The sequence below is a fragment of the Georgenia daeguensis genome, from assembly GCF_039537705.1.
In the GTDB taxonomy this organism is placed as follows: domain Bacteria; phylum Actinomycetota; class Actinomycetes; order Actinomycetales; family Actinomycetaceae; genus Georgenia; species Georgenia daeguensis.
The window spans coordinates 1-13,629 of sequence record NZ_BAABBA010000006.1 but is presented as its reverse complement, the minus strand read 5'-3'; the positions used below and the strand labels follow the sequence as shown (position 1 = coordinate 13,629).

Here is a 13,629-nt window from a genome sequence, read left to right as displayed (position 1 = left end):
CACGATGAGCCATCACCAGGTTTCAGTCATCAACGTGAGCGGGAGTAATGGCGAAGAAGGACGGCGTCATCGAGATCGAGGGCAGCGTGGTCGAGGCTCTTCCCAACGCGATGTTCCGCGTGGAACTGAGCAACGGGCACAAGGTCCTCGCCCACATCTCGGGCAAGATGCGCCAGCACTACATCCGGATCCTCCCTGAGGACCGGGTGGTCGTCGAGCTGAGCCCGTACGACCTCACCCGGGGTCGCATCGTCTACCGCTACAAGTAACCACCACGATCGAACGCCGTCGGCGGACCTGGGTCCGGCGTGCGCGGCGGCGGAGGAACACATGAAGGTCAAGCCCAGCGTCAAGAAGATCTGCGACAACTGCAAGGTGATCCGTCGGCACGGCCGCGTCATGGTCATCTGCACCAACCTGCGTCACAAGCAGCGCCAGGGCTGAGGCCCTGACCGCCGGGAGCAGCGCCCCGGCACCACGTACCACCAGCACCGCCGGTCACGGCGGCGCAACCCTCGGCTCGGAGGCCGGGGCCCGCAACCGGCGGGAGGGTGGTGCGGAAGACCTCCGACCCACAACAGGAGTCAAAGTTGGCACGTCTTTCCGGCGTCGACCTCCCCCGCGAGAAGCGGCTCGAGATCGCGCTCACCTACATCTACGGCGTCGGCCGTACCCGTGCGTCCGAGGCGCTCGCAGCGACCGGGATCAGCCCGGACCTGCGCGTCAAGGACATGACGGACGCGGACCTCGTCGCGCTGCGTGACTACATCGAGGGCAACTTCAAGGTCGAGGGTGACCTCCGCCGCGAGGTCGCCGCGGACATCCGCCGCAAGGTGGAGATCGGCTGCTACCAGGGCCTGCGCCACCGTCGTGGCCTCCCGGTCCACGGCCAGCGCACCAAGACCAACGCGCGTACCCGCAAGGGCCCCAAGCGCACCGTCGCCGGCAAGAAGAAGGCCGGCAAGAAGTAGCAGTCCGTGACCGCGCCGAGCCCGGCGCGGACCGGTCCGACGACCTCACCCCAGGAGTAGGAACCCTCTATGCCCCCCAAGACCCGTACGGCGACCGCGGCCCGCAAGCCGCGCCGCAAGGAGCGGAAGAACGTCTCCCACGGCCACGCCTACATCAAGAGCACCTTCAACAACACCATCGTCTCCATCACCGACCCGACCGGCGCCGTGATCGCCTGGGCGTCCTCGGGCCAGGTGGGCTTCAAGGGCTCGCGCAAGTCGACGCCGTTCGCCGCGCAGCTGGCCGCCGAGGCCGCCGCGCGTCGCGCCCAGGAGCACGGCATGAAGAAGGTCGACGTGTTCGTCAAGGGTCCCGGCTCCGGCCGCGAGACCGCGATCCGCTCCCTCCAGGCCACCGGCCTCGAGGTCGGCTCGATCCAGGACGTCACGCCCCAGGCGCACAACGGCTGCCGTCCGCCGAAGCGTCGCCGCGTCTGACGGAGAAGTCCATGCAGCGGGGTGCGCGCGCGATGCGTGCGCACCCCGCTGCATGACCCCAGCACCACCCCTGCCGGACGGACCGATGTCGGCAGGTCCTCGCCCAGACGTCATATAGCGGACGTCGGCTGAAAGGAAACCCCAAGTGCTCATCGCACAGCGCCCCGCACTGACCGAAGAGGTCGTCTCCGACTACCGCTCGCGGTTCGTCCTCGAGCCCCTCGAGCCCGGTTTCGGCTACACCCTCGGCAACTCGCTGCGTCGCACCCTGCTCTCCTCCATCCCGGGTGCCGCCGTGACCTCCATCCGCATCGACGGCGTGCTCCACGAGTTCTCGACCGTTCCCGGTGTCAAGGAAGACGTCACCGAGATCATCCTGAACATCAAGAACATCGTCGTCTCCTCGGAGAACGACGAGCCCGTCGTGATGTACCTGCGCAAGCAGGGCCCGGGCGTCGTGACCGCGGGGGACATCACCCCGCCGGCCGGTGTCGAGGTGCACAACCCCGACCTGCACATCGCGACGATCAACTCCAAGGGCAAGCTGGAGATCGAGCTCACGGTCGAGCGCGGCCGCGGCTACGTCTCCGCGGTGCAGAACAAGAGCGCGGACTCCGAGATCGGCCGCATCCCGGTCGACTCGATCTACTCGCCGGTCCTGAAGGTCACGTACAAGGTCGAGGCCACCCGCGTCGAGCAGCGCACCGACTTCGACAAGCTGATCGTCGACGTCGAGACCAAGAACGCGATCGCTCCGCGCGACGCGCTCGCGTCCGCCGGCAAGACCCTCGTGGAGCTGTTCGGCCTGGCCCGCGAGCTCAACGTCGAGGCGGAGGGCATCGAGATCGGCCCGTCGCCGACCGACGCCGCGCTCGCCCAGGACCTGGCGCTGCCGATCGAGGACCTCGGCCTGCTGTCGCGCTCGTACAACTGCCTCAAGCGCGAGGGCATCCACACGGTGGGCGAGCTCGTCGCCCGCTCGGAGGCCGACCTGCTCGACATCCGCAACTTCGGTGCCAAGTCGATCGGCGAGATCAAGGAGAAGCTCGCCGGTCTCGGCCTCGGCCTGAAGGACAGCCCCGCCGACTTCGACCTCTCCGCGCACGCGGGCGACGAGGAAGAGGACGAGGCCTACGGCGACATCCAGTTCAGCGACGAGCAGCCCAGCTGACCTGCTCACCCGACACATCTACTAGGAGACAACAATGCCTACCCCTGCCAAGGGACCCCGTCTGGGTGGCAGCGCTGCGCACGAGCGGCTCATGCTGGCCAACCTGGCCACCGCGCTGTTCGAGCACAAGAGGATCACCACCACCGAGCACCGCGCCAAGCGCCTGCAGCCCGTGGCGGAGAAGCTCATCACGCTGGCCAAGCGCGGTGACCTGCACGCCCGCCGGAAGGTCATGACGACCGTGCGCCGCAAGGACATCGTCGCCGAGCTCTTCGAGCAGACCGCGCCGAAGTTCGCCGAGCGCAACGGCGGCTACACCCGCATCACGAAGGTGGCCCCCCGCAAGGGCGACAACGCCCCCATGGCGGTCATCGAGCTCGTGCTCGAGCCGGTCAGCCCGAAGCAGGCCACCGTGCGCGAGGCCGAGAAGGCCACCGCCCGCGCCGCCACGGCCGCGCCGACCGCCGAGGCCCCCGCCGAGGAGCAGGTCGCCGAGACCACCGCCGCGGCCGTCGAGGCCGAGGCGCCGGCCGAGCAGGGGTCGGCCACCGAGGCCGTCGAGGCCGAGGCGACCGTCGAGGCGCAGCAGGCCGACGCCGAGAAGGCCGCGCAGGCCGCCGACGCCGAGGCCACCGAGGCCGAGGCCGGCCAGGCCAAGGGCCCGGTCGACCCGCGCAAGTGAGTCACCCGCGGGCCTGACGCCGTCGCGTCGCGCCCGCCCCGAGGGGCCCGGACCGTCACGGTCCGGGCCCCTCGTGCGTCCCCGGCGCCACCACGTGAGACCGCCACGTCTGGCGGAAGGGGGACGGCTCGGCATCTAGCCTGGGTGGGTGAGCGTCCCCACGGTCGTGCTGGTGCACGGCATCCGTGCCTCCCGCAGCATGTGGCTGCGCCAGCTCGCCGCGCTGGAGGCGGCAGGCGTTCCCGCCGTCGCGCCGGACCTGCCCGGCCACGGCACGCGCGCGGCGGAGGACTTCACCGTGCCGGCCGCGGTCGAGACCATCGAGAGGGCCGTGGCCCGCGTCGACGGGCCCGTCGTCGTCGCCGGGCTGTCCCTCGGCGGTTACCTCGTCCTGCACTGGGCGGCCCGCACGCCCCAGCGGCCCGCGGCGATCCTGGCCGCCTCCTGCTGCACCCAGCCCGCCGGCCCCGGACTGGCCGCCTACCGCCGTCTCGCCGCGCTGATCGGGCGGCTGCCCGACGGCGGAGCGGGCGTCAACGCGTTCATGGTCCGCCGGTTCCTGCCCGAGGAGGCCCGTGCCGACCTCGCCGCGGGGGGCATGACGATGTCGGTCATGTCCGCCGCCCTGGCCGGCATGGCGGGGGTGGACACCTACGCGGACATCACGCGCATCGACGCCCCGGTCTGGTTCGTCAACGGACGGTGGGACCACTTCCGCGCGCACGAGCGCCGCTTCGTGGCGGCCGCGCGCGAGGGGCACCTCGTCCTGGTCCCGCGCGGGACCCACCTGGTCTCGCTGGTGCGACCGGTGGCGTTCAACCGCGTGCTGCTCGAGCTGGTGGACCGCGTGACGGCGGACGCCGCCGACGGCGCCTACGGGACCCGCAGCTCCCAGGCCCGCACGCCGCCGACGATGCCCGCCGAGTTCGGCACGATGACGACGTCGTCCCCGAGCCGGGAGAGCACCTGAGGGGTGATCCGGCGGGAGTTGCCCCCGCCGAGGTAGAGCCGGTCCCACAGGTACATCGGGCGCAGCGCCTCGACGACGTTGCGGACCCGCCGGGACCACATCGCGTCGCCGAGCCGCAGCCGCTCGTGCTCGCCGACGTAGTCGTCGTAGGTCAGGCCCCACTTCACCGGGCCGCGGCTGAGCTCCACGTGCGGGGCGAGCGCCCCGCCGTCGAAGACCGCGTTCCCGAGCCCCGTCCCCAGGGTCACGATCATCTCGAGCCCGGCGCCCGTGATGGCGCCGGCGCCGTGCACCTCGGCGTCGTTGAGGACGAGGGCCGGGATGCCGAGCTCCTGCTCGACGGCGCCCTTCATGTCGAACCCGGACCAGTGCAGCTCGAGCTCGGGCAGCACCCGCGTGCGGGGGCCGGCCTTGGTGATGTAGTGCGGGGTCTGGATGACGACGCCGTGGCGCAGCATCCCCGGCATCCCGACCGTCACCCGTCCGGCCGGGGGGAGCTGCTCGGCCAGGGAGGCGATTGTCCGGACGAGCCGGGACGGCGGCAGCGGGTACGGCGTGGTGGCCCGCACCGGCTGGGCGTGCATGGTGCCGGCGGCGTCGAGCACCGAGGCCTTGATGCCGCCGCCGCCGCAGTCGACGGCCAGCGTCACGCTCGAGGGCTCCACCGCGCGAGACTATCGCGGCGCACTCAGGGGCGACGCCCGGTGAGCTCCCGCCGGTCGTCGGGCAGGCGCCGCGTGAGGCCGCGCCGGTCGAGGAGGTCCAGGAGCGGGAGCACCACGCGGCGTGAGGTGCCGAGCCGGACGCGCGCCTGGCTCGTCGTGAAGGGCTGCGGCAGGTCCGCCAGCCACCCGGCGGCGCGCTCGGCCGCGTCGGCGGGGAGCACGACGCCGGGGGCCGGGCGCAGCAGCCGGCCCGCCCGTGCGGCGGCGGCCAGGGCGCGCTCGTCCAGCCCCAGCTCGCGCAACCGGTCCGCCGTCGGGGCGACGAACGGCGCCCCGGCGAGATCCGCGGCGAGCTCACCCAGAGCCTCCTCCAGCCCCGGGGGCAGCCCGCCGCTGCCTGCGAGGATCACCCGCCCGTCAGCCATGGCCAGCGGCGGACGCAGAACGGCCCGCAGCAGCGCCTCGGGCACGGCGAGCCGGGACGCGAGGGCCGCCGGCGGAAGACCCGGGTCGAGGGGGTGGGCGGCGTCGTGCTCGCGCACCAGGCGCTCCGCGTCCGCCAGCGCACGCGCCGCCCGCGACGCGGACAGGACCAGGTCCGCGGCGACGACGCCGTGCGCGGCGGCGTCGGCGGTCGGCACTCCGATCCGGCGCAGCAGGGACAGGTCGGCCAGCCCGTCGCGGCGGCGCAGCTCCGCGGCCAAGTCCGGCGTGCCGGCGGCACCGGCGAGGGCGGCCGCGCGGCTCGCGGCCGCGCCCCGGCGGGCCAGGGGCGGCCGGGCCGGGTCCAGGACGACGACGCCCCACAGGGCCCGGCTGCCGGGGTCCCGCAGCAGCGCCCGGTCGCCCACGCGCAGGGGCAGCGCCCGGCGCAGCGTCAGCCGGGCCAGGCCGTCCCCGAGCGGACGGTGGTGGACCTCGACCGACGCGGCGCCCACGTGCAGCAGCGGACGTTCCGGCGGGACGGACGCGGTGGACGGAGGCCCGCCGGGTGCGGCCGGGCCGGCGGGGCGCAGCCGCACGTCGACGACCGAGGTGCGGTGCCAGGCGCCCGGCGTGACGAGCACGGCGCCGCGCTCGACGTCGGCGTCCCCGGCGAGGTTGAGGGCCACGCGGGCCACCCCCACGGCCGCGGGCACCTCGAGCCCGAGGGACTGCACCGCCCGGACCCGGACGGTCCCGCCGTCGTGGGCCAGCCGGTCGCCCGGGGCGACCCGGCCGGCGGGCAGCGTCCCGGTCACCACCGTCCCCGCCCCGCGCACGGCGAAGCTCCGGTCGACCCACAGGCGCACGTCCGCGTCCTCGTCGGGCGGCGGCAGCTCGCGCAGCGTCCGCGTCAGCGCCTCGGCCAGCTCCGGCAGGCCGGCGCCCGTGCGGGCGCTGACCGGGACGACGGCGGAGCCGCGCAGGGACGTGGCGTCGACCTCCGCGCGCGCCCGGGCGATCGCGGAGCCCGGCTCCGCGAGGTCGGACCGGTTGACGGCGACCACGCCGTGGGAGACGCCGAGGCCGTCGAGGGCGGCGAGGTGCTCGGCCGCCTGCGGCATCCACGGGTCGTCGGCGGCGACCACGAGGAGGGCCACCGGCACGGGCCCGACGCCGGCGAGCATCGTGGGCACGAACCGCCCGTGGCCAGGCACGTCCACGAAGGCGACGTCGCCCACGCCGGGCAGCGCGGTCCAGCAGAAGCCGAGCTCGATGGTCAGGCCGCGCCGGTGCTCCTCGGGCAGGCGGTCCGGGTCGCTGCCGGTCAGGGCGCGGACCAGGGCGGACTTGCCGTGGTCCACGTGTCCCGCGGTGGCGACGACGTGCACCGGTCAGGCCCCGGCCAGGGCCGCCGCGGCCGCCCGCACCGCCGCGAGCAGCTCCTCGTCCTGCTCGGGCGGCACCGTGCGCAGGTCCAGCAGCAGCCGGTCGCGCTCCACGCGGCCCACGACCGCGGGGCGGCCGCGGCGCAGCGCCTCGGCGAACGGCACGGGCAGGGTCACCGCGGCGCTGGGCAGCTCGACGCCAGGCGCGCCCCCGCCCCCGACGGCGGCGACGCTCGCGCGGGCGTCGGCCCCGACGTCGGCCAGGAGCCCGGCGAGGGCCCCGGCGCGCCGCCGGAGCGCCGCGGTGTCGGCCTCGAGGGCGGCCCGCACGGGCGCCGTCGGACCGGTGAGGGTGGCCTCGAGGGCGGCGAGCGTGAGCTTGTCGACCCGCAGCGCCCGGGCGAGCGGGTGGCGCCGCAACGCCTGGACGAGGTCGGCGCGGCCCAGGAGCAGCCCCGCCTGCGGGCCGCCGAGGAGCTTGTCGCCCGAGGCGGTCACCAGGGCGGCGCCCTCGCGCAGGGCCGTGGCGGCGTCCGGCTCGCCGGGCAGCAGCGGGTGCGGCGCGAGCAGGCCCGAGCCGATGTCCGCGACCACCGGCACGGGCAGGCCGGCGAGCTCGCGCACCGGCACGGTGGAGGTGAACCCGGAGACGACGAAGTTCGACGGGTGCACCTTCAGGACGAACGCGGTGGCGCCGTCGACCGCCGCCGCGTAGTCGGCCAGGCGGACCCGGTTCGTGGTGCCGACCTCCCGCAGCGTCGCGCCGACCGACTCCAGCAGCTCGGGGATGCGGAAGCCGTCGCCGATCTCCACCATCTCGCCCCGGGAGAGCACGACGTTCCGGCCCGCCGCGAGCCCCAGCGTCACCAGCGCCAGCGCCGCGGCGCCGTTGTTGACCACGTGCACGGCGCCGGCGTCCGGCACCGCGGCGGCGAGCGCCGCCAGCGCGCCCGCGCCGCCCGGCCCGCGCCGCCCGGTCGCCAGGTCCAGCTCGACGTCGGTGGGGCCGGCCGCGAGGGCGACCGCCTCGCGCGCGGCGGCGGAGAGCGGGGCGCGCCCGAGGTTGGTGTGGACGACGACGCCGGTCGCGTTGACCACGCGGTGCAGCGAGGTGGCGGCCTCGGGCAGGGCGGCGAGCGCGGCGTCGGCGACCTCGCCCGGCTCGAGGTCACCGGCGCGGCACCGGGCCTGCGCCGCGGTCACGGCCTCCTTGACGAGCCGTCCGCCGAGGCGGGCGGCCGCGGTGGCCAGCCGCGGGTCGGCCAGCACGGCGTCCGTGCGCGGCACGGCGCGGCGGGAATCGGTCGCGGCGCTGCGACGGTCCGGCACGATCGGCCCTCCTGACGGTGGCGGAGGCGGACGGGAATCGAACCCGCCTGGCCGGGATACCCGGCCACAACGGTTTTGAGGACCGCGCCCGTCACCAGACGAGGTACGCCTCCGCCGCTCACCCTAGTGGCAGCCGGCGGAGGGTGGACCCCGGCCGGGGCCGCACCTAGGCTCGCCCTGTGACCGCGACGACGCAGCCGCTGCGACTGACGCAGTACGCCGCCGGGGGAGGCTGCGCCTGCAAGGTGCCGCCGGGGGAGCTGGAGCGGGTGCTGGGGACGCTGCGGCTGCCGGCCGGCGGGAACCTGCTGGTTGGCCTGGAGAACGGCGACGACGCCGCGGCGGTGCGCATCGAGGGCGGGCGGGCGATCATCGCCACCGCCGACTTCTTCACCCCCGTCGTCGACGACCCGTACGACTGGGGGCGCATCGCGGCGACGAACGCCCTCTCCGACGTCTACGCGATGGGCGGGACCCCCCTGGTGGCGGTGAACCTCCTGTGCTGGCCGCGCAGCACGATCCCGTTCGAGATCGCCGCCGAGGTGCTGCGCGGCGGCGCCGACGCGTGCGCCGAGGCGGGGACCTTCCTCGGCGGCGGGCACAGCGTGGACGACCCCGAGCCCAAGTACGGCCAGGCCGTCACGGGCATCGCCGATGCCGACCGGCTGCTGCGCAACGACGCCGGCGAGGCCGGCGTGCCGCTGACGCTGACCAAGCCGCTCGGGCTGGGAGTCCTGAACAACCGCCACAAGGCCACCGGCGAGCGGTTCGAGGAGGCCGTGGCGCAGATGACGACGCTGAACCGGGACGCCGCCGCGGCCGCGCTCGACGGCGGCGCGCGCTGCGCCACCGACGTCACCGGCTTCGGGCTGCTCGGCCACCTGTACAAGCTGGTGCGCGCCAGCGGGGTCTCCGCGGTCATCGACGCGGCCGCCGTGCCCTACGTCGACGGAGCCCGCGAGGCGCTCGCGGACGGGTTCGTCCCCGGCGGGAGCCGACGCAACCTGGACTGGGTCCGCCCGCACCTCGACTCCGCCGTCGGGGAGGACGAGCTGGTCCTGCTCGCCGACGCGCAGACCTCCGGCGGGCTGCTGGTGGCGGGGGAGGTGCCGGGCTACCCGGTGGTCGGAGAGCTGGTGGCCGCGGGGGAGCACGCCGTTCGGGTGCGGTGACGGCACGGACGGGGCACCATCGGGGGCAGGACGACGGCGTCGGCAGGAAGGGGCAGGGGCGGTGGCACGCAAGGTCTTCCTCGACTGGCCCGTGGTGCGCCAGCTCACGGGCGCGGACCCGCTCGGGCGCGGTCCGGCCGTACGCTCCGCCCGCACGGAGGAGCTGACCGCCCGCACGACGACGGCGGACCGGGTGGCCCGCAGCGTCTGCCCGTACTGCGCCGTCGGCTGCGGTCAGCGGGTCTACGTCAAGGACGAGCGCGTCGTCCAGATCGAGGGCGACCCGGACAGCCCGATCTCGCGCGGGCGGCTGTGCCCCAAGGGGTCCGCCAGCAAGAGCCTGGTGACCAACCCGGCGCGGCTCTCGACCGTGCGGTACCGCCGGGCCTACGGCACCGAGTGGGAGGACCTGCCCCTCGACGTCGCCATGGAGATGATCGCGGACCGGGTGGTGCGGGCGCGCGAGCAGACCTGGCAGGACCTCGACGAGACCGGCCGCTGGGTCCGCCGCACCCTCGGCATCGCCAGCCTGGGCGGGGCGACGCTGGACAACGAGGAGAACTACCTCATCAAGAAGCTGTTCACCGCGCTCGGCGCCCTGCAGATCGAGAACCAGGCGCGTATTTGACACTCCTCCACGGTCCCCGGTCTGGGGACCAGCTTCGGGCGCGGCGGCGCCACCGGGTTCCAGCAGGACCTGGCCAACGCGGACTGCATCGTCATCCAGGGCTCGAACATGGCCGAGGCCCACCCGGTGGGCTTCCAGTGGGTGGTGGAGGCCAAGGCCCGGGGCGCGAGGGTCATCCACGTCGACCCGAGGTTCACCCGCACGAGCGCGCTCGCGGACCAGTTCGTGCCGCTGCGCGCCGGGACGGACATCGTCTTCCTCGGCGCGATCGTCAACCACGTCCTGAGCAACGAGCTGGACTTCCGCGAGTACGTGCTGGCCTACACGAACGCGGCCACGATCCTCGACGAGCGCTTCGTCGACACCGAGGACCTCGACGGGCTCTTCTCGGGCTTCGACCGCGAGCGGCGCAGCTACGACAACGACAGCTGGCAGTACGCCACGGACGACGCCGGCCACGGGGAGGAGGAGGCCGGGGACCGGCGGGCCGCCGCGCGCCCGATGGAGCACGAGACCCACGGCATCCAGGTCCAGGGCCACCCGCTCCGCGACGAGACGCTGCAGGACCCGCGCACCGTGTACCAGGTGCTCAGGCGGCACTTCGCGCGCTACACGCCGGAGATGGTCGAGGAGGCCTGCGGAGTGCCGCGGGAGGAGTTCCTCAAGGTGGCCGACGCCTGGGTCGCGAACTCCGGGCGCGAGCGGACCACCGCGCTGGTGTACAGCGTCGGGTGGACGCAGCACAGCGTGGGCGCCCAGTACATCCGCACCGGCGCCATCCTCCAGCTGCTGCTGGGCAACATGGGCAGGCCCGGCGGCGGCATCCTCGCGCTGCGCGGCCACGCCAGCATCCAGGGCTCCACCGACATCCCGACCCTGTACAACCTCCTGCCGGGCTACCTGCCGATGCCGCACGCGGAGGACCACCCGGACCTGGACAGCTGGGTCGGGAGCATCCGCCACCCCGGCGCGAAGGGGTTCTGGAAGCAGGCCGACGCGTACGCCGTCAGCCTGCTCAAGGCCTACTGGGGTGAGAAAGCCACGGCGGAGAACGACTTCGCCTACGACTACCTGCCGCGGATGACCGGCGACCACGGCACCTACCGCACCGTGCTCGACATGATCGACGGCAAGGTCAAGGGCTACTTCCTGCTGGGGCAGAACCCCGCCGTCGGGTCGGCCCACGGCCGGGCCCAGCGCCTGGGCATGGCGAACCTCGACTGGCTGGTGGTGCGCGACCTCTACGAGATCGAGAGCGCCACGTTCTGGAAGGACTCCCCGGAGATCGCCACCGGGGAGATCGTGCCCGAGGAGTGCCGCACCGAGGTCTTCCTCATGCCCGCCGCCTCGCACGTGGAGAAGGAGGGCACCTTCACCCAGACGCAGCGGATGCTGCAGTGGCGCGAGAAGGCGCTCGACCCCACCGGCGACCGCCGCTCCGAGCTGTGGTTCTTCTACCACCTGGGCCGCCTCGTGCGGGAGCGGCTGGCCGGCTCCACGCTCGAGCGGGACCGGCCGGTGCTCGACCTGGCCTGGGACTACCCGGTGCACGGCCCCACCGACGAGCCCAGCGCCGAGGCGGTGCTGCGGGAGATCAACGGCTACGAGGTGGCGAGCGGCCGGGAGCTCTCGGCGTTCACCGAGCTGCGCGCGGACGGCTCGACGGTCGGTGGGTGCTGGATCTACACCGGCGTCTACGCCGGCGGCGTCAACCAGGCCGCCCGCCGTCGTCCCGGCTCCGAGCAGTCCTGGGTGGCGCCCGAGTGGGGCTGGGCCTGGCCCGCGAACCGCCGCATCCTGTACAACCGGGCGTCCGCGGACCCGGAGGGCCGGCCGTGGAGCGAGCGCAAGGCGTACGTCTGGTGGGACGAGGAGGCCGGGGAGTGGACGGGGCACGACGTGCCCGACTTCGAGCGCACCAAGCCGCCGTCGTACCGCCCGCCCGAGGGGGCCGACGGCGTCGAGGGCATCGCGGGCGACGACCCCTTCATCATGCAGGGCGACGGCAAGGGAGCCCTGTTCGTCCCGGTCGGCCTGCTCGACGGGCCGCTGCCCACGCACTACGAGCCGGTGGAGTCCCCGTTCCGCAACCCGCTCTACGGCCAGCAGGCCAACCCCACCCGGGTGGAGTACCGCCGCGCCGACAACCCGATCCATCCCGGCCCGCCCGGGGACAGCGAGGTCTTCCCGTTCGTGTTCACGACCTCGCGGCTGACCGAGCACCACACCGCGGGCGGCATGAGCCGGTTCCTGGAGTACCTCTCGGAGCTGCAGCCCGCCATGTTCGTGGAGGTCTCCCCGCAGCTGGCGGCCGAGCGCGGGCTGGAGCACATGGGCTGGTGCCACGTCGTCACGGCGCGGTCGGCGATCGAGGGCCGGGTGATGGTCACCGACCGCCTGCGCCCGCTTCGCATCGAGGGCCGCACGGTGCACCAGGTCTGGCTGCCCTACCACTGGGGCAGCGGCGGCCTGGTCACCGGGGACTCCGCCAACGACCTGTTCGGCATCGCGCTCGAGCCCAACGTGCTGATCCAGGAGACCAAGGCCGGCACCTGCGACGTGCGGCCCGGGCGGCGCCCCACCGGGGCGGCGCTCCTGGAGTACGTGGCCGGGTACCGCCGTCGGGCAGGAATCGTGGACGGCGGCGGCGGGGAGATCGTGACCGCACGCGCGACCGGCGCGGACCAGGGCGGCGCCGGGCCGCAGGACGAGGAGGGGCACGATGGCCGGTAGGAACAGCCTGTTCGGGCCGATCGACCCGGCGCAGGACGCGGGCTACGACGACCCGCCCGCGCGCAAGGGGTTCTTCACCGACACCAGCGTGTGCATCGGCTGCAAGGCGTGCGAGGTCGCGTGCAAGGAGTGGAACCTCCTGCCCGACGACGGCTTCGACCTGCTCGGCTCCTCCTACGACAACACCGGCGCCCTCGGGGCGAGCACGTGGCGGCACGTCGCGTTCGTCGAGCAGCCGGCGGGCGGGCGGGGCCCGGTGCCGCTCGGCATGCCGGGCCTCGGGCCTCCCGACGGCGGAGCCGGCGCGCCCGGCCAGGGTTCCGCCGACGGCGGTGCCGGAGCCGCCGCTCCCGACGACGGCACCGGGGACGGGCCTCCCGACTTCCGCTGGCTGATGTCCTCCGACGTCTGCAAGCACTGCACGCACGCCGCCTGCCTCGACGTGTGCCCCACCGGCGCGCTGTTCCGCACGGAGTTCGGCACCGTCGTGGTCCAGGACGACGTCTGCAACGGCTGCGGCTACTGCGTCGCGGCGTGCCCGTACGGCGTCATCGAGCGGAGGAAGGGCCCGGCGGGTGCCCGCAACGTCGGCATCGCCCAGAAGTGCACGCTGTGCTACGACCGGCTCGGTGCCGGCCTCGAGCCCGCCTGCGCCAAGGCCTGCCCGACCGACTCGATCCAGTTCGGCGACCTCGACGAGCTGCGCGAGCGGGCGCGGACCCGGCTCGAGCGCCTGCAGGACGACGGCGTGAGCGGGGCGCGCCTGTACGGCGAGGACGCGCACGACGGCACGGGCGGCGCCGGCGCCTTCTTCCTGCTGCTCGACGAGCCCGAGGTCTACGGCCTCCCGCCCGACCCGGTGGTCAGCACCCGCGACCTGCCGCACATGTTCAACCGGGCCGGCATGGCAGGCCTGGCGCTGCTGGCCGGCGCCGCGCTGTCGTTCCTCGGGAGGCGCGGGTGAGCCCCGCGGCGGGCGGGCCGGGGCGCGAGGTCGCGGCGGGCGGCGCGGGCGCGGAC

13 protein-coding genes and 1 tRNA gene are annotated in these 13,629 nt (G+C 74.4%); 10 read left to right on the top strand and 4 right to left on the bottom strand.

Annotated features, from left to right (window positions below; all coding sequences use genetic code 11):
* Positions 1-47 precede the first annotated feature (47 nt).
* The 7 genes from infA to ABD774_RS07290 all read left to right on the top strand — a co-directional run bounded on the left by infA (position 48) and on the right by ABD774_RS07290 (position 4,271).
* Positions 48-269, top strand: a complete 222-nt coding sequence (infA, locus tag ABD774_RS07320) for a translation initiation factor IF-1 (RefSeq protein WP_043501486.1) — start codon at positions 48-50, stop codon at positions 267-269.
* A 61-nt stretch (positions 270-330) separates the two neighbouring features.
* Positions 331-444, top strand: coding sequence for a 50S ribosomal protein L36 (gene rpmJ, locus ABD774_RS07315; RefSeq protein ID WP_110851912.1), 114 nt, complete (start codon positions 331-333; stop codon positions 442-444).
* Positions 445-590: 146 nt separating this feature from the next.
* Positions 591-971 carry a 30S ribosomal protein S13 gene (gene rpsM, locus ABD774_RS07310; protein ID WP_345039348.1) on the top strand — a complete coding sequence of 127 codons (381 nt, stop codon included), beginning with the start codon at positions 591-593 and terminating at the stop codon, positions 969-971.
* Between the two features lie 69 nt (positions 972-1,040).
* Positions 1,041-1,448: a 30S ribosomal protein S11 gene (gene rpsK / locus ABD774_RS07305; protein WP_123917129.1), complete on the top strand. Its 408-nt coding sequence runs from the start codon at positions 1,041-1,043 to the stop codon at positions 1,446-1,448.
* Between the two features lie 145 nt (positions 1,449-1,593).
* The gene (locus ABD774_RS07300; protein WP_345039346.1) at positions 1,594-2,619 is read left to right on the top strand and encodes a DNA-directed RNA polymerase subunit alpha; all 1,026 of its coding nucleotides are present in this window, start codon (positions 1,594-1,596) and stop codon (positions 2,617-2,619) included.
* Between the two features lie 34 nt (positions 2,620-2,653).
* The gene (rplQ, locus tag ABD774_RS07295) at positions 2,654-3,301 is read left to right on the top strand and encodes a 50S ribosomal protein L17 (RefSeq protein ID WP_345039344.1); all 648 of its coding nucleotides are present in this window, start codon (positions 2,654-2,656) and stop codon (positions 3,299-3,301) included.
* Positions 3,302-3,449: 148 nt separating this feature from the next.
* On the top strand, positions 3,450-4,271 hold the full coding sequence (locus tag ABD774_RS07290) for an alpha/beta fold hydrolase (protein ID WP_345039341.1): 822 nt from the start codon (positions 3,450-3,452) through the stop codon (positions 4,269-4,271).
* Here ABD774_RS07290 and ABD774_RS07285 read toward each other — a convergent pair.
* The 4 genes from ABD774_RS07285 to ABD774_RS07270 form a co-directional block, all read right to left on the bottom strand.
* Positions 4,175-4,921, bottom strand: coding sequence for an ROK family protein (locus tag ABD774_RS07285; protein WP_486327285.1), 747 nt, complete (start codon positions 4,919-4,921; stop codon positions 4,175-4,177). The genes ABD774_RS07290 and ABD774_RS07285 overlap by 97 nt on opposite strands.
* A 38-nt stretch (positions 4,922-4,959) precedes the next feature.
* Positions 4,960-6,750 (bottom strand): SelB domain-containing protein, encoded by a 1,791-nt coding sequence (locus ABD774_RS07280; protein ID WP_345039337.1) that lies wholly within the window; start codon positions 6,748-6,750, stop codon positions 4,960-4,962.
* A 3-nt stretch (positions 6,751-6,753) separates the two neighbouring features.
* Positions 6,754-8,076 (bottom strand): L-seryl-tRNA(Sec) selenium transferase, encoded by a 1,323-nt coding sequence (selA, locus tag ABD774_RS07275; RefSeq protein ID WP_345039335.1) that lies wholly within the window; start codon positions 8,074-8,076, stop codon positions 6,754-6,756.
* 18 nt (positions 8,077-8,094) lie between these two features.
* Positions 8,095-8,189 (bottom strand) — tRNA-Sec (locus ABD774_RS07270).
* Between the two features lie 66 nt (positions 8,190-8,255).
* Here ABD774_RS07270 and selD point away from each other — a divergent pair.
* From selD to ABD774_RS07255, 3 genes are all read left to right on the top strand, one after another.
* Complete coding sequence (gene selD / locus ABD774_RS07265) at positions 8,256-9,248, top strand: selenide, water dikinase SelD (protein ID WP_345039332.1); 993 nt, start codon at positions 8,256-8,258, stop codon at positions 9,246-9,248.
* A gap of 61 nt (positions 9,249-9,309) precedes the next feature.
* Positions 9,310-12,609 (top strand): formate dehydrogenase, encoded by a 3,300-nt coding sequence (gene fdh / locus ABD774_RS07260; RefSeq protein WP_345039330.1) that lies wholly within the window; start codon positions 9,310-9,312, stop codon positions 12,607-12,609.
* Entirely contained in the window at positions 12,599-13,573 is a 975-nt protein-coding gene (locus tag ABD774_RS07255) for a 4Fe-4S dicluster domain-containing protein (RefSeq protein WP_345039328.1), read from the top strand. The genes fdh and ABD774_RS07255 overlap by 11 nt, the downstream gene beginning before the upstream one ends.
* The last annotated feature ends 56 nt before the right edge of the window (positions 13,574-13,629 follow it).